We start from the raw sequence: 17794 nt of genomic DNA, 5'->3' as shown, positions 1-17794 counted from the left end.
CATGCTGTCCGATGTCGCCCACGAGCGCACGCAGTCGCTGCTGCGCCAGCGCAATATCTTCGCGATGACGAGCGTTTGTCTCGGCTTGCTCTTTGCAGGCTCGGCCAGCCTCATCGCCACCCGCGAGCGCGAAGTTCTGCTCATTCCAACCACCCGCACGTCGCTCGTCATTTCGAGCGCAGGGGTTTCGGCCGAGTACCTCGAGTTCGTAACCCGCGATGTCGCGCTCACCTTGCTCAACCGCAGCCCCGAGGGTCTCGACTATTGGATGGGCCAGATCCTGGCGCTCGCTGATCCGGCGCAGCGCGGCCGGCTCAAGGCCGAACTCATGCGGATTGTCGAGGAACAGCGCGGCTCCGAGGTCACCCAGGCTTTCGTGATCAGCAAGCTCGAGGTCGATCCACGGGCCCTGACCTCCGAGGTCAGCGGCACGCTCAAGACCTTTGTGGGCGAGCAGGTCATCGCAAGTGAGGAGCGCCGCTTCCGCTTTAGCTGGACCTACCGCGGCCTGCGCCTCGCGCTGTCCGGATTTGCGGTGGTCCCATCCGCCCATTCCGACGACCGCCCTGCGGGCACGGTCCCCATTCCCACTTCCTCGGAGTCCAACTGATGCGTGGATCTATCCCCCGACTGACAGGATCGCTGCCGGTCCTTGCCGCACTGACTGCGCTATGCGCCAGCGGCCCCGCTTTCGCCGACCAGTTCAAGCAGACTGCCGATGGCGGCACGATCGACTGCGAGGTCTCGGCGCATGAACTGACCCGGTTTGCGCTGGTCGGTGACGCCTTCGCAAGCGTCTCCAAGATCGGCACCGGCACACCCTACAACGACTTTGCCGTAACCAACGAGCCCGTGCGCGGCGACATCTATGTCTCGGTGCCCGAGGTCTACGCCGCCGCGCGGATCAGCTTCTTTGCGACCACGAAGAAGGGCTACGTCTACAAGTTCGCCTGCCCGATCCGCCCCATCGAAGCGCAGCAGGTCTTCGTGACCAACCCTGCCATCGCCAAGGATGCGGCAAGCGAATGGGAGAAGGCCACGCCGATCGAGACGAGCGCGGTGCGCCTTGTCCAGGCCATGGCTGGAAACGCGCAAGTTCCAGGCTTCACAGTGCGGCAGCCCAGCAGCCTGCCCGCCCGCGCAGGCGGCATCGAGGTCCAGCTGATCGCCGAGTACCGCGGCGCCAGCCTTGCCGGCAAAGTCGTGCGCCTTGCCAACCGGGGCTCGGCCCCGACCACGATTGCCACCCGCGATCTCGCCCCCGTTGGCACCATCGCGATCGCGATCGCCAATCCGGTGCTCGCGCCGGGCGCTGCCACCACCGCCTGGATCGTCGGGCCGAATGGGGACAATGGCCATGACTGACGACAAGACCGATCAACACCGTTCACCGCGCCCTGCCGAGGACGGCGAAAAGTCCGGCCGCGATCTCCTTGCGACGCTGAACCAGCGTACGCAGCGGCGCCAGAATCTGCTGCTTGGCGGAATCGCGGCGGTTCTCCTGGCCGGGTCGGCGTGGTTCCTCTTCGGACCGGAGAGCAGCGACAAAGCCAGTGCGACCAAGACCACCGTGGACACGGGCGGGCTGGTCAATCGTGACCTGTCGGAGCGCGAGTTCGTTGCGGTCTTCGGCAACCGGCTCGAGGCCATGGCGCGCGCGCAGAAGGAGCTCAAGGACGCCGCCGTGCCGCGCGGCGAGATCGACGAGCAGATGGCAGCGCTCAAGGCCGAGAACGAGGCCATGCGCACCAACGGCCAGGCCGCGATCGATGCAGTGTCGGCCGAGAATGCGCAGCTGAAAAGCCAGCTGGCGGCCCCGGCCACGCCTGCCGCAGCGCCGCCGCTCCCAGCTTATGGTCCGCGCGGCGGCAGCTACGATGCGCGGGGACTTTCCGCGCCAGGCAGCAATGCCGACGGCCTGGGCGGCTCTTCCGGCGAGGGGCCCGCTGCGCCCATCGCCGAGGTCAAGCTGATGAGCTTCACCGGCGACAAAGGCGGTGCGGGCCTCAAGGTGTCCCGGGCCGAAGCACCGCCGCTTGTGGTCGAGGATTCGCCCGATTACCTGCCGCCCAACTCCTATGCGCCGGCCCGCGTGATTGTCGGGGTCGATGCCTCGGCAGGTGTTGCGAGCCAGACCGACCCGCTTCCGGTTGTCCTGCGTATCACTGGCCCCGCACGGTCGGTGCTGCAGAACGGCAAAGTGCTGACGACACGGATCGAAGGCTGCGTGGTCAACGGCGCGGCGCGCGGCGATCTCTCCTCGGAGAAGGTCTACGTCAAGCTCGCCCGGATGACCTGCGATCAGCCCGGCGGGCGCGTCGCGGTGAGCGAGGTCAAAGGCTTTATCAGCTTTGCCGGCAAGTCCGGCGTGCGTGGCCGCGTTGTCAGCCGTGAGGGCAACCTCGTCACCCAAGCGCTGCTGGCCGGGATCATCGGCGGCTTTGGGCGCGGGTTCTCCGCCAACGCGAACACGGTCTTTTCGAACCCGCAGACCACCCCAAACGGAACCGTTGCCAAGCTCTCGGCCGGCGACATTCTTGGCGGCGGGCTCGGCCAGGGTGCAGGTGAGGCCGCCGACACAGTCAGCAAATACCTGATCGAGCGAGCCGAGCAGTACCAGCCCGTCGTCGAGATGCCGACCGGCATCGATGTCGAGATCGTGTTTCTCGACGGTGTCTTTGTGAGGAATTCCCAATGAGCATGATCACCACACGAGTGCCGAGGTCGCGCACTCTCGCCAAGGCCCTCGGGTTAGTCAGTCTCTTCGCACTGACGGGTGCGCTGGGCGGTGCTGCAGCCTACTTCGCTGTCCCTGCTTATGCCGCGCCCGACACGGCCAAGGTCCGCGCTGCCCTCAAGCTGCGCCTGCCCAAGACGCCGATCGACGCGATTACCTGCAAGGGCCTTGGCGGCCTGTGCGAAGTGGCTTCCAAGACGACGCTGTTTTATGTCGATGCGCAGGCCAAGTACCTCGTGATCGGCCGCGTCTACGACATGGAGGCGCGCCAGGATCTGACCGCAGCACGGCTGCTCCAGCTCAATCCTGATTTGCTCGCCGCAGGCGGTGCACGCCGGGACACTGCAGAAAACGATGCGCCCGACAGGTCGCAGACAGCCGCCGCGCAGCAAAAGGTCTCGCTCGCGGGCCTCCCCGAGAACGGTGCGATCAGGTGGGGTCCCATCAATGGGCCCAAGGTTGTGGTCTTCTCGGATTTCCACTGCGGCTACTGCAAGAAGCTGACGGGCGAACTGCGCGCGATCGGCGCGCGGGTCGAGGAGCGGCCGATCTCGATCTTCGGGGCGGAAGCCCGCAAGGATGCCGAGCGCGTGCTGTGCTCGCCGGTCCAGGAGACCTCGCTCCACCTCGCCTATGCCAGGACTGCACTCGCCAATCCCAAACCCTGCGACACACGCGGGCTCGATGCTAACGAGGCCTTTGCCAAGGCGCATGGGTTTGCAGGAACGCCGGTCATCGTGCGGCCGTCCGATGGCGCCGTGCTCGAGGGCTTCCGTCCGGCTGCCGCCTTGCGCGATTTCCTCACCGCGCCAGCGCCCCAAAACCCCGAATCGAACAAAAGGTGAATCTCATGTCGCAACGCTTGCGTCTTCTCGCCATGCTTCCCTCGCTCTGCCTGTCGCTGACCGGCTGCGTCGGGCACGGCACCAACGTCAAAGGCCAGTTCACTTGCCGCTCGCCCGAAGGCACCTGCGCGCCGTCCCGCACGATCGACGAGCGCGCGACGCGCGAACTGGCGTCGCCAGATGCCGACAGCGGCTTTCGCGAAGCGCGCCAGCGCGCCGGGATCGCAGCGCCTGTCGGCGAAGCCGATCCTTCCCGCACGGCGGAACGCCGGCTGCGGGTGGTCTTTCCCGCCCATGTCGATGAGGCCGGAACGCTTCACGACGAAGCTGTTGCCTGGACGGTGATCGAGGCTCCGCATTGGGCTGCTGAGCTGCGCGGCGACAGCCAGCCATCAGCCGCCCCGATCGCGCGCCAGATTGGCCGCCAGCTAAAGGCCGCACAGGTCGCTGCCAGGTCTGCCCCCGATGCCGAAACCGTTCCCGCCGATGCGGACCGCGGCATCGCACCAACCCCGAACGATACACTTCCCTTCGAGCTTGCCTCGCCTCCGGCCCTCCCCTCCACGGTCGGCGAGGCAATACCCGGCGCCCCCCCGCCGGTGGCCGAGGGGGCCGACATGCCCGCCACCCCGCATGATCGGACCTCTCGGCCTTCTTTTGATCCGCCGCATTACCCGACGGCAGCCGCGATCGATGCCGCGCACGCTGCCGGTCCGGCTCCCACCAAGACCCCCGCCCACAAGGAACCGCGCCCGTGAGCCTGTCCTTCCGCACCCTGCGCGACGCGCTGCTTGGCGGCCTGGCTGGCGATGCCCAGCACATAGACGCCGCTCGTCCTCACCTCCTGCTCGACATGCTCTCGGACTGGCTGCCCTACCGTGTCTGGGATCCGCGGCACCGGCTCTATCTCAATGCCCGCTCGAAGGGGTTTGTCCTCGGCGTGACCCCGCTGATCGGGGCCGACGAGCGCACCGCCGAGATCCTTGGCGCGTTCTTTTCCGAAGGCCTCCCGGCAGGTGCCTGCCTGCAGATCCTGCATCTGGCTTCCCCGCGCGTCAGCCGGATCGTCGCGCCGTGGTTTGCGCCGCGCTACCTCCAGGGCGGGATCTACGAAGCCATCGCCCGGCACCGTGCCCGCCAGCTTTACAAGATGGTCTGGCGCTCGGGATCGGACGAAGCCCCCTTCCACGCCCGCCATCATCAGGTCTTCATTTCGGTCGGCGTGCCTGAACACAAGTCGGTCTCCGCGCAGGAACTGGTCCAGGTCCGCGAAGGCCTCGTCGCCATGCTGAAGTCGCTCGGCCTCGGCGTTGCCGAATTGGAGCCTGACGGTCTGATTGCGCTCATCGACGACCTGACCTCGCCGACGACCGCGCCGCAGGACGATGTGGTGGCCTACAATCCCGAGGATCCGATCGCGGGCCAAGCAATCCGCCGCGATATTGAGCTGGTGGTGAGCGAGGACCGGCTGCTGCTAGCAACCGAGCGCTTCCGCCCGACCGGCGAGATGGCTGACGGCTCCCCGGTCATCGGAGAAGTCTATCCCGACCGCTTCGACCTCAGGCATTTTGCCGTGCGCGCCTATCCGCCGCGCTGGGCCCCGCACGAATGCGCGCGGCTGATCGGTGATCTCTTCACCGACAAGCTGCGTTTTCCCTGTCCCGCCGCGACCATGCTCTGTCTGGTCTACCCCGACCAGGAAGCGGCAGCCGCGCGCGCTGGCTACAAGTTCATGCGCACGACCAGCCTTGCCGATACGCGCAGCGCGCGGTTTCTGCCGCGCATTGGCGAGCAGTCGGCAGAATGGGCGCGCGTCCAGGCCGAACTGCAGGAAGGCCGCCGTCTCGTGCGCGTCTTCTACGGGGTCACGACCTATTCGCCGCTCGGGCTTGGCGACACCCACGAGCGTGCGGTCAAGTCGATCTACAAGGCGGCAGGCTGGGACCTCGCCGACGAGCGCTATCTCCAGATCCAGGGTCTGCTCGCTGCCATGCCGCTCACCCTCGCCGATGGGCTTGGCACCGATATGGAGCGGCTGCGCCGCTTTCGGACGCTGCTCTCGACCACGGCCGCCAACATCGCGCCGGTCCAGGGCGAATACCTCGGCGGCCCGGTGCCGCACCTCTTGTTCGTCGGACGCCGCGGCCAACCCTTCTACTGGTCGCCCTTCGAGAACGGTGCGGGCAACCACAATGTCGCGATCTGCGGCAAGTCGGGCTCGGGCAAGTCGGTGCTGCTTCAGGAAATGTGCGCCGCGCTGCGCGGGGCCGGTGCGCAAGTCGTCGTGATCGACGATGGCCGCAGCTTCGAGCACTCTGCGCGGCTGCAAGGCGGCCGGTTCGTCGAGTTCACGCTCGCCTCTGGCTTCTGCCTCAACCCCTTCTCGATGATCGATGCGACCCGCGCAGCCGAGGACGAGGACTACCGCCTCGACTGCTTCGGCATGGTCAAGGCGATCATCGGGCAGATGGCGCGCCACAGCGCGGCGCTCTCCGATACCGAGCGCGGGCTCATCGACCGGGCGGTCAATGAGGTGTGGAACGCCCATGGCCCCTCCGCCAGCGTGACGCTGGTTGGCACCGCGCTCGAGAACCTCGACCACCCACTCGCGCGTGATCTTGCCACCGCGCTCGCGCCTTACACCGCTGGCGGCACATACGGCGCATTCTTCGAGGGCGCGGCGACGCTCGACCTCTCGAGCGATTTCACCGTGTTCGAGATGTCGGACCTCGCCGCACGAGAGGACCTGCGCAGCGTTGTCCTCAGCGCCATCATGTTCATGACCAGCCAGGCGATGACACGCAGCCCGCGCTCCGTGCGCAAGCTGCTGCTGATCGACGAGGCCTGGGCGCTGCTCAAGGGCGGCTCGATGGGCACCTTCGTCGAGACCTACGCCCGCACCTGCCGCAAGTATGGCGGCGCACTCGCCACCGCGACCCAGTCGCTCAACGACTACTACAAGTCGGACGGCGCCACCGCTGCGCTCGAAAACAGCGACTGGATGCTGATCCTTCAGCAAAAGCCCGAGACGATCGCGGATTTCCGCAATTCCAAGCGGCTCGACATGGACGACCGCACCGAGACGCTGATCCGCAGCCTCAAGCGCGAGGGCTCGGCCTATTCCGAGGTCTTCATCAAGGGCCCCGAAGTCGAGGCGATCGGCCGGCTCGTGCTCGATCCCTACTCGGCGACGCTGTTCTCGAGTTCGCCGCAGACAGTTGCTGCCATCGATGCCGAGATCGCGCGCGGTCACCAGCTCGCCGACGCCATCGCGCGCATCGCCTTTCCGGACCAGCCCTAGGCCGGTCCCATTCCGCCACTTCCACAACAAGGACACTCTGATGCCTCTCTATCTCGTCACGCCGTTCGACAATCTTGCATCCCCGCTTCCCGGTGACACATCGCCGCCAGGTCTGCCCGTCCCTGCCGCGCCCGCAGGCCGCACCCCGCCCCGTAAGCGGCGGCATCTGGCCAACCTTTGGTATATCCTCGTCAAGGCTGGTGCGTTTCTGGGCGCGATTTACCTCATGGTGCTCGGCCTGCCGCTGCTTGCCTTCCTGATGCTGGCGGGCGGCGATCCCGAGCGGCTGTTCCGCCATCTCGACAACCTCGCCGCGCACTATCTCGCCGCTGACCACAACGCGCGCGCCGCGTTCGACCAGGGCACTGCGCTTGGCCTGTTCGGTCTCGCCACGCTCCTCGCGATCTGGCGCCTGCCTGTGTTTCTCGACGCGGTGCAGGACGGTCTTTCGGGGGATGAACTGTGAGGAACATTCTGGCAACATTGCCGTTGCCAGCTATGTCCTGGCGCAAAACGCTCGGCACGGCAGCACTCGGGGTCAGCCTCACGCTGTCCACGCTCTGGGGCATCTGGGCCACACGCAGCCTCCTCAATCTGGAGAAGCGGCAGGTCGTGACGGTCCAGCTCTCGCGGATCATGGGCGATTTTGTGGAAGCCGAGGCCCGCTCGGGCCGGCCGCCCGAACAGACCCGCGGCGAGGTCGAGGCCTATCTGAAGGCTGTGCAAGCCTCGGTCGAGCGGCTCGGCCGCGACGGCCGCACGGTGCTCGTCGCCGAAGCCGTCGTCGCTGGCGGGGTGCCCGACATGACCGACACGGTCCGCGCCGATGTCGCGCGGCGTATGGGGGACCTGGCCCGTGCTGCGCGCTGACTTGCTCCACCTCAAGAACGGGCACTGGCGCAACCTGCTGCTGACCGGCGGTGCCACCCTCGCACTCCTCGGTGCTGCCGGGCTGAGCGACTTTGCGCGCACCCACGCCTTGCTCGTCAACGCCAGTCCCTCGCTTCCATGCTGGGCAATCTGGCTGACGCGCGGGGCCGAGCCCGGCAAAGGCGACCTCGTGCTCTTCGTGCCCCCGCGCTCGGACCTGCTCCAGCGGCATTTCGGCAAGAAACCGGGGCTCTTCGGCAAGCGGGTGCTGGGAATACCCGGGCAGCACGTCACACGCGAGGGGCGGCAGTTCTTCGTCGACGGCGTGCCCGTCGCGCTCGCCAAGCCGATGACGCGCACCGGCGAGCCGCTCGCACTCGGCCCCACCGGCATGATCCCAAAGGGCTGCTACTTTGTCGGCAGCCCGCACAAGGACGGTTTCGACAGCCGCTATGCCGCAATCGGGTGGATCTGCCGGCCGCGTATTCTCGGGACCGGGAGGGCTATCCTGTGAGCCTCCGTCTTATCTGCTCGCTCGCCCCGGTCCTGGCATTCGCACTGTGCGCGAGCACCAACCAAGCCGCTGCCCGCGACTACGGCCAGCATGGCGCGGTCTGGAGTATCGCCGAGCCTGATCTCCTCGAACAGATCCGCGCCCGTCTGGTGCATCTGGAAGCGAGCGGTGAGACCGCGCGCCTCAATGCCGCTCTCCAGCGCCGCACAGTCGCCAAAGTCGAGCGCCCCGATCCCCTGCCCGGTCTCGCGCCTGCCATGACCACACGAACCTGGACTTTTGATCCGACGATCACCGTCAGCGCCGATATTCGCGATGCGCGCGGCGTCGTCATCATTGCGCGCGGCACCAGGGTCAATCCGCTCGACACCGTTCCGCTGCGGAGTCCGCTCGTGTTCCTGGGCGGCGATGATACCGCCGCGCTCGACTGGGCTGCGACCACTTTTGCTAAGCGCCATCCGAAGGTGATCCTCGTGTCGGGGGCTCCGCTCACGCTAATGAAGGCGCGGCAGAAGCGCGTGTACTTCGACCAGGGCGGCACGCTGGTCCAGCATTTCGGCATCCGTGCGGTTCCTGCCGTGGTCGAGCAGAAGGGCCGCGTGCTTCAGATCACCGAACAGGCGCTGAAACCGGCGCCGCCGAGGGCGTCATGACGCGGCTCTGCGCACTTGCCCGCCACGCGCTCGCGGCTGCTGCCGCGCTGGCAATTGCCACGTCCGTCGCTCCATCGCCCGCAGTCGCGGCGTCAGGCCCGGGGCGCTGCACCGGTCATTTCGTGAACCCGATTACCGATATCTGCTGGTCGTGCCTGTTCCCGATCTCGATCGGCGGGCTCAAGATCTGGCCATCGGGCCGGCCTGATCCAAGCAATCCTGCGCTGCCGGTATGCTTGTGCGGCCTACGTCCCGGCATCGCCATGGGCTTCTGGGAGCCTGTTCGGCTCGCCGATGTCAGCATGAAGCCGTGGTGCTTCGTCAACTTGGGCGGGCTCAAGCTCGATCCGGGCTTCGACATCGGCTTCAAGACGATGGCAGGCCCCTCGGCCGTTGGCGGCGCGGCCCAGTACGCTTCGCAGTGGCATATCCACTGGTACGCCTACCCGCTGATCTACTGGATGGAACTGGTGGCCGATTTCCTGTGCCTTGAGCAGGGCTCTGTCGACATCCTCTACATCACCGAGCTCGATCCGCTGTGGCAGGACAGCGAGCTCACTTCGATCATCAATCCCGAAGCCGTGCTGTTCGCCAATCCGCTGGCGCTCGCCGCTTGCGCTGCCGACTGCGTCGCGGCGACCACGCATCTGCCCAGCGATGACTTGTTCTGGTGCGCGGGCTGCCAAGGCACGATGTATCCGATGAACGGTAATGTTGTCGCGACAATCGGCCACGTTCAGGCCTCGCGCCTCGCACTCGCGCGCTTTGCGTTCAAGCTCCACCGCGAGCTCGTCGCCTGGGGCACAATGGGCGGCAAGGGTCTCTGCGGCAAATACCTGATGCCGATGATGCGCAAGCAGCAGTACCGCTTTCAGGCGACCAACCCCAATCCCCAGACCAGCGGCCGCTACGCCTGCGCACCGATCGGCGCCTCGACCACCTTCATGTCGGCGGGACAAGTCTATCCGGCAATTGGCGAGGACATGGGCTACCTTGTCTGGCGCAAACGCAATTGCTGCGCTTTATGAGCAGGCGGCCCTCCCTCCCCCTGCGCGCCTGGCTTCTGGCAGGCCTCGCCCTCACCTCCGCGCTGGGCGGCGCGCTTGCCCAGAGCGTTCCGGCAGATATCGATGTCGAGGCTATACGCGCGCGCACTGCCCAGCAGGCGGGCGACGCTGAGGCTCTGGCTGCCACTGCGCGGGCTCGCGCTCAGGCTCTTGCTACTTCTGCGGCAAAGACAGCCCAAGATGGCCATGCCAACGGCGCACGACTTTCTGCCGCTGCGCGCACGCATGCCGGCAGGACAGGCGATGCATTCGATTTTGACGGCATGGTGGCCGACGCCGGAACTATGGCCAAGGCAGACCTTAGCGAAGCACCGCGATTCATAGCCTTTGCCAGCACTTCGATGCCGCCCGCAGCGCTCAAGGCCATGTTGGACGACGTGCCGCGCGCAGGCGGCGTGGTGGTGTTTCGCGGGCTGACCCGCGGCAGCGCGCAGGCCATGACTGCCGCGCTGTCGCGCGTCCTCGCACCGGGCGAGCGCCGCGACGGCGTCGGGATCGATCCGCGCCTGTTCCGCGCGTTCGGGATCGAGGCGGTCCCGGCCTACGTGGTCGCAAGCAGTGATTTTGACCTTTGCGACGGGTTCGATTGCACCACCAGCGTCCCGCCCTTCGACCGCATCAGTGGCAACGTAACGGCTGCCTATGCGCTGGACACCATCGCCGGTGGTGGCGGTCCTGGCGCGAAGCTCGCGGCCCAGTACCGCGCCCGCCTCGAGGAGCATGCACCATGATCCGCAGCGTCCCCGCTCTTGCTCTGCTCATGCTCGCCGCACCGGCACTGGCCCAAAGCACGCCCGAAGCTGCCCGCGCCGACGGCAAGGCCTTCGGCGTTGCCAAGGCAGCCAATGCGCAGGCCGCCGCGACCACCAAGCCGAATGCAACCCGCGTGCCCGGTTACGGCGGCACGCCGGCGCAGTCGGGCTACTTTGCCGATCCAGATCGAATGGTGCGCGAAGCCGCCAGCCAGACCAGTACCAACAGCGGCTATCGCACCATGCGCGATTCCATGCAGCGCCGCGCGAAGTTCAATGCCGTCGATCTCGATGCGGCCATTGCCCGCAGCCGCACGATCAGCGCTGATCCCATGACCTATGCCAGCGGCATGGGTGGCAAGGGTAGCGCAGGCAGCTGCGTGCCGCTGCCGCCTTCGACCGGCACGGCCGCGCGCTACTTCGCGACCTGCAACACAGGCTACACTGCGAGCCAGGAGAACCGCAGCTGTACTGTGAGATTGACGACCGCGCTGCGCGATACGTCCACATACCTCTACTTCTGCTCGACCGGCGGCGACTGCTCGGCGTTCATAGGGTCTGAGTGCCGCAAGACCGGCACGCACCCCGGCCTTTGTCTGCAACGGGACAAGACATTCGCCGGCGGCGGCTGCACCGAACCCGGTGATCCCGTCGATGAGTTCACCTGCACTGCGCCGATCGCCGGGTATACGCCGGTCTCCGTCATGCAGAGCCAAACGGTCGATACCGTCCGCGATGAAGGCGCCTGCAATTTGCTTGCTGCAGAAGCGGATTGCACCGCTGGCTCAGAAACCTGCACCGACAGTGACCCCGTCACCCGCATCATCGGCGGCGTCGCGGTCACGCAGCCATGCTGGGCCTGGGAGCGGACTTACACTTGCGCCGCCTACGAAGCGAAGCAGGACTGCTCGGCGCTCGAAGCCAATCCGGGCTGCCGCTTTGTTCGTTCCGATTGCCTGACCGATGAGCCCTGCCGGACTTGGGAGCGGGTCTACGATTGCCCTGTCCCTGACCAGACACCTGACTCGGACCAATTCATCTGCGACGGCGATGTCTACTGTATCGACGGGTCCTGCGAGACCATCGACCGCCAGCCCAATACCGAGTTCAAGGATGCGGCCGTTGCACTGAACGCCTTGGCCCAGGCTCGCCGCGAGTTCGATCCGGCAAACCTCTCGCTGTTCAAGGGCGAGCGCGCGAGCTGCGCCTCCAAAGTCTTCGGCATTCTCAATTGCTGCAAAGGCAAGGGCTTTCCGTTGATCCCGGGGATCCAGCTACTCGTTGCGCTCGGCTGCGGCCGCGAAGAAATGCTGCTCCATCAGCGCGATGCGCAGGGTCTTTGCAGCTACGTTGGAACTTACTGCGCCTCGAGTTTCCTCGGCGTCTGCTTCACCAAGCGCAAAGTCTACTGCTGCTTTGAATCGAAGCTCTCGCGGGTGCTGCAGGAACAGGGCCGCGTCCAACTGAACAAGCCCTGGGCCCCGCCCAAGCAGGAAACCTGCGCCGGGTTCACCGTCCAGGAATTCGCGAAGCTCGATCTATCCAAAATGGACTTCAGCGAAGTCTATGCCGAGTTCACCGATGCCGCGCGCCTGCCTGACGAGCTCCAGGCCGCCGGCGACCTTCAGCAAAAAATCGAGGCCTACTATGCCAATGCATCGCATTGATCGCGCCGCGCGTGCCGGCGCGCTCGCCATCGGCTTGCTTCTGAGCCCGACTATTCCAGCACATGCGTCAGAATCTTCAGAAGCTGCCGTAAGTTCAGGCGGCGATCCGTTCTACTGCGCCGAGCGCCGCCTCGGGTACTGGTTCTACTGCACCAAGCCCAAACCCGCAGAACCTGCCCCTTCCGTTTCGGCGCCCACGGCCCCCGCAACGCAGCGGCTCGATACGATCACGGCAGAGCTGCGCGAACTCAAAGCGCGCGCCATTCTTGACCCCACCCCTGCGAACGTCACCGCCTATATCCGCTTCCAGCGCGCGCAGCTCGACCGGGCTTCCCTCTTTAGCGACGTCTGGCAGCGCTCGATCTGGCAGGATCCGGACCTCGACTACACGCTGCAGCGGCCGGTCTCGACGCTCGGCAAGCGGCAGTGGCAGGACGCGCGCAAGGCCGAGCGCGATAGCGTCATGGCGCACTTGGCCGAACGCTACGGCTTGTTTTACTTCTTCGCGCAAAGCTGCGGTGCCTGCAGCGTGATGTCGCCGATCGTGCGCTCGGTGGCATCGACGTGGGCCATTACCGTCCGCGCGATCTCGACCGACGGCGGCCCCTCACCCGATTTTCCCCGGTACACCGCAGAGACAAACCAGCGTGCGCGCATGGGTCTTGAGCCCGGGATCACGCCCGCCGTGGTCCTGTGGGACGCCGCCGCGCACCGCGCGATCCCAATCGGCTACGGCGTGATGTCCGCCGACGAGCTCCAGGACCGCATCTACCTCCTCACTTCCAAGGAAGCCGGCCATGACTACTAGATCCAAGCGCCTGATCGCCGCGATCATGGCGCTCGCCCTGCCCCTCGCCTCAACCCCGGCACCGACCAGCGCTAACGTCGGCAGCTCGATGGACTCGTTCCTGAACGATGTTGGCGGCGCTGCCAACGTGAACGGCCCAACCGCTTTTCAGGGCCAGTCGGCGGGCTACTACAGCCTCGGCAATGTCTGGATGCGCTTTCCGCAGAAAACGACCTCGATCGCCAACCTGCAATTGCCCAAGGCCCGCGCCGGCTGCGGCGGGATCGACCTGTTCGCGGGCTCGTTCAGTTTCATCAATGCCAGCGAGATCGTTGCAATGCTCAAAGCCGTCGCCAACAATGCGGTCGGCTTTGCCTTCAGTCTCGCCATCGACACCGTCTGCCCGGAATGCTCGAAGATCATGCAGGAGTTTGCGCAGAAGGCGCAGCTCATGAACAATCTCAGCATCAACTCCTGCGAGATGGCGCAAGGCCTCGTCGGCGGCGTCTGGCCCAAGGGCGACCTAGCCGACAAGGCGGTCTGCGAGGCGATCGGCAACAGCCAGGGAATCTTCACCGACTACGCCGCCGCCAAGCATGGCTGCGGCACCCGCGGCGAGCGCGCCAGCACGACCGGCAAGGCCGATGCGAGCTTTGCCGACGTCAACCCGGGGGTCGCGCGTAACTACACCTGGACCGTGCTCAAGAAGTCCGCCTTCTTCTCGCCCGGAGGCAAGTTCGACCAGGAACTCGCTGAATATGCGATGACTTTGGTCGGCACAGTGATCTACCAGCCGCCCAAGGACGATACCGCCGGCAAGTTTGTGCCCGTTGCGGGCGATGCCTCTTCGACCTTGGTCTCGGCACTGCTCGACGGCAGCTCGGGCGGCGCGGTCAAGATCTTCCACTGCGACGAACCCGACCAGTGCCTGAACCCCGGTCTGGCTGCGCTGTCGGTTCCCGTCTCCAAGGCCCTGCGTCCCCGCATTGCCGCGCTGATCGACGGCATGGTCCAGGCGATCCGCGAAGACACGCCGATCACTGCGGCTCAAAAGGAGCTGCTCCAGGTCTCCTCGGTCCCGCTCTACAAGATCCTCACCGTCCAGGCAGCCTACGGGCGCGGCATGCCGACCGATGACCGTCAGACCCTGGCCGAGATCGCCAGCGTCGATCTGCTGTTCGCGGTGCTCGACCGCATTGTTAGCGAATCCAGCCGTTCGATGGCGAGCTTCATCGGTGCCGACGAGGCCAAGATCGCGCTGTGGCAGGGCCAGGTCAACGTGGTCCGGCAGGCGCTCGCCGACCGACAGGCCAATACCCAGGCCAAAGTCGGTGCGATCATGCAGATCATCGAGAAGACCGCCTTCATCGAAAACCTGCTCGCCAGCCAGATGTCGCCCGGCATGGCCGCCGCACTCGACTGGTCGCGCGCCGTCGAGACCCGCGCGCTCACCCACTGACGTTCTTCCCACCGGCGCCGCAACCGGCGTCCGGCAAACCTTGAGGGACCAATTCCAATGGTCGAAGTCTTCACGGTCGGCGGCGGCGACTACCTCGTCGCGGTGTTCCGGGCGGTCGCTGCCTGGACCGGCAACGGCGGCTACAAGGGCTTGTTGCAGGTCGTGATGGTCATGGGGCTCGGGCTGTCTGCGCTCACGCTGGCCTTCGGGCAGGACTGGCGCGCGTGGATCAACTGGTTCCTCGGCGCGACGCTCATGTACACCTGCCTGATGGTGCCCCGGCTCGACGTTCACGTCACCGACCGGATCAACCCGGGCCTCGCGCCCGCCAACGTGAGCAGCGTGCCGCTGGGCCTCGCGCTTATGGCGAGTTTCACGAGCCAGGTCGGCGACTACCTCACCGGATCGGCCGAAGTGGTTTTCGCACTGCCGCCGCAGCTCAATTATTCGAAGAACGGCATGGTCTACGGCGCGCGCCTGTTCGAGGCGACGCGGGGCCTGCGCATCTCCGATCCGGAGTTCGCTGCCAATCTCGACGAGCACTTCCGGCAATGCGTGTTCTACGATGTGCTGCTGGGCCGCGTATCGATGCAGACCCTCGCAAATAGCACCGACATCTGGACGACCATCGGCCCCGGTAGCCCGGCTCGCGCGCAGCGGTTCCTCACCCGCGACGCGGCCAGCGGCAAAGTCACTGCGACCATCCTGACCTGCCGCGAGGCCTATACGGCGCTGAACGGTCAATGGACCGGCCTCGTCACGGCCATGACCACAACGTTTGGCCGGCAGCTCTACCCGAACCAGACCGCAGCGCTCGCCAAGGCCAAGCTGCTGGCCGACCTGCCCGTCGCATTCCAGTACCTGTCCGGCGTCTCCGCCAATGCCTCGCAGATCTTCAAGCAGACGCTGACGATCAATGCCATGTCTCAGGCCATGCACGGCTTTGCGGGGAACAGCGGGGCCTCGAGCATCGATGTCTATGCCCAGACGCGTGCCGATATCCAGACCGAGCGAACCTACGGCTCGATCGCCAGCAACGCCATGAAATGGGTGCCGCTCCTCAACATCGTGCTGACCGTGCTGTTCTACGCGCTGTTTCCGGTGCTGTTTCCGCTGTTCCTGCTCCCTCGCACCGGACCGACGGCGCTCAAGGGGTATGTGACCGGCTTCTTCTACCTTGCCGCCTGGGGGCCGCTGTTCGTCATTCTCCACATGGTCCTCATGGTCAAAGGCGCGGCCGATATGGGTGCAGTCGCAAATGGCTCGGGGCTCAGCCTCGCAACCTTCACCGGTATGGCCGACGTCAACTCCGACATCGGTGTACTGGCGGGCTATCTGATCGCATCGGTGCCGTTCCTGGCAGGCGGTGTCGCCAAGGGCGCGATGGCGATCTCGTCGCAGGCGACCTCTTACCTCAATCCCAGCCAGAACGCTGCCGAGGAAGCCGCGCGCGAGGCCAGCACCGGCAATGTGTCGCTCGGCAATTCCAGCATAGACAATTCGAACGTGCTCACCCGCCAGTTCGCACAAGGCACCGTCGCGCCGAGCTTTGCCTATGGCGCCGCCCAGACCCGCACGATCAGCGGAAGCGGCGCGACCACCACATCGTTCCCTGACGCGGCCTACGATCAGGTTCCGAACTCGAGCTACCCTTTCACGCCGACACTTGGAGCGGAGTTTTCCTCGCGCCTTGCGACCATGGCTAGCGAAGCGAAGAGCCGCAGCGAGACCCTGGCCAATGTCGCAACCCAATCGACCAGCAATGCCGTCGCGCGGTTCCGCGAACTGCGCCAGCAATTCAGCAGCGCGCATGGCAGCGAGACCGCACAGGGCAACAGCATGTCGGACAGCATCCAGACCGCCTACAGCGAGGTCGATCAGGCCTCGGCCAGCCTGCAGCGGCAGTTCGGGCTCTCGCGGCGTGCGGCTGACGATATCTCTGTCGCGTGGTTCCTGAACGGCGAAGCGAGTGGTGGAGCGTCTGGCAAAGCTGGTATCTTTAGCGGCGCGATCGGCCTGAAAGGTGGCCGCAATCAGTCCTGGGCCACGACCGACACCGGGATTGCATCAGAAGACCGCTCAAGGATCATGGGCAACCTCAAGCAGATGTCGGACAGCCGGAACTGGTCGAACCTGCGGGATGGGTTCGTCCGCACTGTCAGCACTTCGAGCAATACGGCGGTATCAACCCGCGCAAGCGGCCTCAATGCGAGCATGACGGAAGCCCAAACCACCTCACGCGAAGCCCGGCGTGCTGAGGAGACGGCCAACAGGCTCGAAACTCAGGCCTCCTTCTTCGCAAGCCGCAATTCGTCGGGCAGCCTCAATCTCAGCCAGGCCTATCGCGACTGGGGTATGGCCGAGATCGACAGCAACCGAGACTTCTATGGCAATGCCCGCTTCGACGACACCGCTTTCCAGCTCAGCGCGGCCGGTCAGACATTGCAGCGTAAGTTCGTGGAGGTCTACGCAGACCGAGTTCGCGATGACGTAGAAGGCAAGCTGGTCCTTCCTGAAGCAGCGCCCCTTTCACAACCCCAGATCCGCCGGACCATCGTCAGAGGAGCGCCTGCTCAGAGCAGGAACCAGTCTCCGCAGCCAAAGTCACTTCATGATGAAGTGCTTCAGGCTCAGCAGGCCGGAAGGCAGCACATCGATGCGCAGCGGAATTCACTCGAAGGTCTGACAGGCGATGCAAAGGGCGCCACTCCGCGTGCAGCGCAGGAGGCAAGGAATTGGAAGCGGCCTACTGGCGAATGAGGTCCCAGTAGATCACGAAACAGAAGTAGGCCGCCAACACCACTCCGACGCCCAGACCAAACAGCCGCACCAAGGGATCAGCCCAAGCCTTCTTGATCCGGTACTCGGTGAGCCGGCCTTCCGAGAGGGCCTTGTCCAGTTCCTTCAAACCAGCCCAATCGTGGGCCACCGGAGAAGGTTCATGCGTATCATTTGGCTGGTTCATGGGCGCACCTATCGCTCGATGAAGGAAACATACCATAAACAAAAGTAGGAAGGAACCCGAAACCCACTTTTCGGGCAGCTATTGCTGCTTCAGCGAAAGCAATATCGTGCCCTGCCAACTAACCGAAACGAGGCTGCAACTTAGCTGTGGCTCGCTGATCCAGACGTTCGACAATGC

General features: G+C 65.5%; 17 protein-coding genes. 16 read left to right on the top strand and 1 reads right to left on the bottom strand.

Annotated elements, in window-relative coordinates; genetic code table 11:
* The first annotated feature begins 1 nt into the window (after position 1).
* From ACZ1JW_RS13515 to ACZ1JW_RS13440, 16 genes are read left to right on the top strand one after another with little or no spacing between them, the layout of a single operon-like run.
* Complete coding sequence (locus ACZ1JW_RS13515; RefSeq protein WP_465140928.1) at positions 2-610, top strand: type IV conjugative transfer system protein TraE; 609 nt, start codon at positions 2-4, stop codon at positions 608-610.
* Entirely contained in the window at positions 610-1365 is a 756-nt protein-coding gene (locus ACZ1JW_RS13510) for a type-F conjugative transfer system secretin TraK (RefSeq protein WP_465140927.1), read from the top strand. The genes ACZ1JW_RS13515 and ACZ1JW_RS13510 overlap by 1 nt, the downstream gene beginning before the upstream one ends.
* A complete protein-coding gene (locus ACZ1JW_RS13505; protein WP_465140926.1) occupies positions 1352-2698 on the top strand; it encodes a TraB/TrbI/VirB10 family type IV secretion system protein in 1347 nt (448 codons plus the stop codon). The genes ACZ1JW_RS13510 and ACZ1JW_RS13505 overlap by 14 nt, the downstream gene beginning before the upstream one ends.
* The gene (locus tag ACZ1JW_RS13500; RefSeq protein ID WP_465140925.1) at positions 2695-3582 is read left to right on the top strand and encodes a DsbC family protein; all 888 of its coding nucleotides are present in this window, start codon (positions 2695-2697) and stop codon (positions 3580-3582) included. Before ACZ1JW_RS13505 ends, ACZ1JW_RS13500 begins: the two co-directional genes overlap by 4 nt.
* Positions 3583-3587: 5 nt before the next feature.
* Entirely contained in the window at positions 3588-4340 is a 753-nt protein-coding gene (locus ACZ1JW_RS13495; RefSeq protein ID WP_465140924.1) for a conjugal transfer protein TraV, read from the top strand.
* Positions 4337-6883, top strand: coding sequence for a type IV secretion system protein TraC (gene traC / locus ACZ1JW_RS13490; protein ID WP_465140923.1), 2547 nt, complete (start codon positions 4337-4339; stop codon positions 6881-6883). The genes ACZ1JW_RS13495 and traC overlap by 4 nt, the downstream gene beginning before the upstream one ends.
* Before the next feature lie 40 nt (positions 6884-6923).
* Positions 6924-7349 (top strand): hypothetical protein, encoded by a 426-nt coding sequence (locus ACZ1JW_RS13485; RefSeq protein ID WP_465140922.1) that lies wholly within the window; start codon positions 6924-6926, stop codon positions 7347-7349.
* A 32-nt stretch (positions 7350-7381) separates the two neighbouring features.
* On the top strand, positions 7382-7753 hold the full coding sequence (locus ACZ1JW_RS13480; protein ID WP_465140921.1) for a type-F conjugative transfer system protein TrbI: 372 nt from the start codon (positions 7382-7384) through the stop codon (positions 7751-7753).
* Complete coding sequence (locus ACZ1JW_RS13475) at positions 7740-8267, top strand: S26 family signal peptidase (RefSeq protein ID WP_465140920.1); 528 nt, start codon at positions 7740-7742, stop codon at positions 8265-8267. Before ACZ1JW_RS13480 ends, ACZ1JW_RS13475 begins: the two co-directional genes overlap by 14 nt.
* Entirely contained in the window at positions 8264-8920 is a 657-nt protein-coding gene (gene traW / locus ACZ1JW_RS13470; protein ID WP_465140919.1) for a type-F conjugative transfer system protein TraW, read from the top strand. The genes ACZ1JW_RS13475 and traW overlap by 4 nt, the downstream gene beginning before the upstream one ends.
* The gene (traU, locus tag ACZ1JW_RS13465; RefSeq protein ID WP_465140918.1) at positions 8917-9948 is read left to right on the top strand and encodes a conjugal transfer pilus assembly protein TraU; all 1032 of its coding nucleotides are present in this window, start codon (positions 8917-8919) and stop codon (positions 9946-9948) included. Before traW ends, traU begins: the two co-directional genes overlap by 4 nt.
* Entirely contained in the window at positions 9945-10718 is a 774-nt protein-coding gene (trbC, locus tag ACZ1JW_RS13460) for a type-F conjugative transfer system pilin assembly protein TrbC (RefSeq protein WP_465140917.1), read from the top strand. The genes traU and trbC overlap by 4 nt, the downstream gene beginning before the upstream one ends.
* A complete protein-coding gene (locus ACZ1JW_RS13455) occupies positions 10715-12406 on the top strand; it encodes a conjugal transfer protein TraN (protein ID WP_465140916.1) in 1692 nt (563 codons plus the stop codon). The genes trbC and ACZ1JW_RS13455 overlap by 4 nt, the downstream gene beginning before the upstream one ends.
* Positions 12393-13214, top strand: a complete 822-nt coding sequence (locus ACZ1JW_RS13450; RefSeq protein ID WP_292927683.1) for a conjugal transfer protein TraF — start codon at positions 12393-12395, stop codon at positions 13212-13214. Before ACZ1JW_RS13455 ends, ACZ1JW_RS13450 begins: the two co-directional genes overlap by 14 nt.
* A complete protein-coding gene (locus ACZ1JW_RS13445; RefSeq protein ID WP_465140915.1) occupies positions 13204-14652 on the top strand; it encodes a conjugal transfer protein TraH in 1449 nt (482 codons plus the stop codon). Before ACZ1JW_RS13450 ends, ACZ1JW_RS13445 begins: the two co-directional genes overlap by 11 nt.
* A gap of 57 nt (positions 14653-14709) precedes the next feature.
* Complete coding sequence (locus ACZ1JW_RS13440; RefSeq protein ID WP_465140914.1) at positions 14710-17412, top strand: conjugal transfer protein TraG N-terminal domain-containing protein; 2703 nt, start codon at positions 14710-14712, stop codon at positions 17410-17412.
* Here the strand turns inward: ACZ1JW_RS13440 and ACZ1JW_RS13435 are convergent.
* On the bottom strand, positions 17399-17617 hold the full coding sequence (locus ACZ1JW_RS13435) for a hypothetical protein (RefSeq protein WP_465140913.1): 219 nt from the start codon (positions 17615-17617) through the stop codon (positions 17399-17401). The two genes, ACZ1JW_RS13440 and ACZ1JW_RS13435, sit on opposite strands and share 14 nt — an antisense overlap.
* Positions 17618-17794 lie beyond the last annotated feature (177 nt).

The organism is Novosphingobium sp. BL-A-28-Hi1-0D (assembly GCF_055521755.1).
This window is presented reverse-complemented; position numbering and strand designations above follow the sequence as displayed.

What these genes read in the sequence shown, in the direction of transcription:
- ACZ1JW_RS13515 (WP_465140928.1), top strand. Translation starts at nt 2, where the DNA reads ATGCTGTCCGATGTCGCCCACGAGCGCACGCAGTCGCTGCTGCGCCAG.
- ACZ1JW_RS13510 (WP_465140927.1), top strand. Translation starts at nt 610, where the DNA reads ATGCGTGGATCTATCCCCCGACTGACAGGATCGCTGCCGGTCCTTGCC.
- ACZ1JW_RS13505 (WP_465140926.1), top strand. Translation starts at nt 1,352, where the DNA reads ATGGCCATGACTGACGACAAGACCGATCAACACCGTTCACCGCGCCCT.
- ACZ1JW_RS13500 (WP_465140925.1), top strand. Translation starts at nt 2,695, where the DNA reads ATGAGCATGATCACCACACGAGTGCCGAGGTCGCGCACTCTCGCCAAG.
- ACZ1JW_RS13495 (WP_465140924.1), top strand. Translation starts at nt 3,588, where the DNA reads ATGTCGCAACGCTTGCGTCTTCTCGCCATGCTTCCCTCGCTCTGCCTG.
- ACZ1JW_RS13485 (WP_465140922.1), top strand. Translation starts at nt 6,924, where the DNA reads ATGCCTCTCTATCTCGTCACGCCGTTCGACAATCTTGCATCCCCGCTT.
- ACZ1JW_RS13480 (WP_465140921.1), top strand. Translation starts at nt 7,382, where the DNA reads ATGTCCTGGCGCAAAACGCTCGGCACGGCAGCACTCGGGGTCAGCCTC.
- traU (WP_465140918.1), top strand. Translation starts at nt 8,917, where the DNA reads ATGACGCGGCTCTGCGCACTTGCCCGCCACGCGCTCGCGGCTGCTGCC.
- trbC (WP_465140917.1), top strand. Translation starts at nt 9,945, where the DNA reads ATGAGCAGGCGGCCCTCCCTCCCCCTGCGCGCCTGGCTTCTGGCAGGC.
- ACZ1JW_RS13455 (WP_465140916.1), top strand. Translation starts at nt 10,715, where the DNA reads ATGATCCGCAGCGTCCCCGCTCTTGCTCTGCTCATGCTCGCCGCACCG.
- ACZ1JW_RS13450 (WP_292927683.1), top strand. Translation starts at nt 12,393, where the DNA reads ATGCATCGCATTGATCGCGCCGCGCGTGCCGGCGCGCTCGCCATCGGC.
- ACZ1JW_RS13445 (WP_465140915.1), top strand. Translation starts at nt 13,204, where the DNA reads ATGACTACTAGATCCAAGCGCCTGATCGCCGCGATCATGGCGCTCGCC.
- ACZ1JW_RS13440 (WP_465140914.1), top strand. Translation starts at nt 14,710, where the DNA reads ATGGTCGAAGTCTTCACGGTCGGCGGCGGCGACTACCTCGTCGCGGTG.
- ACZ1JW_RS13435 (WP_465140913.1), bottom strand. Translation starts at nt 17,617, where the DNA reads ATGAACCAGCCAAATGATACGCATGAACCTTCTCCGGTGGCCCACGAT.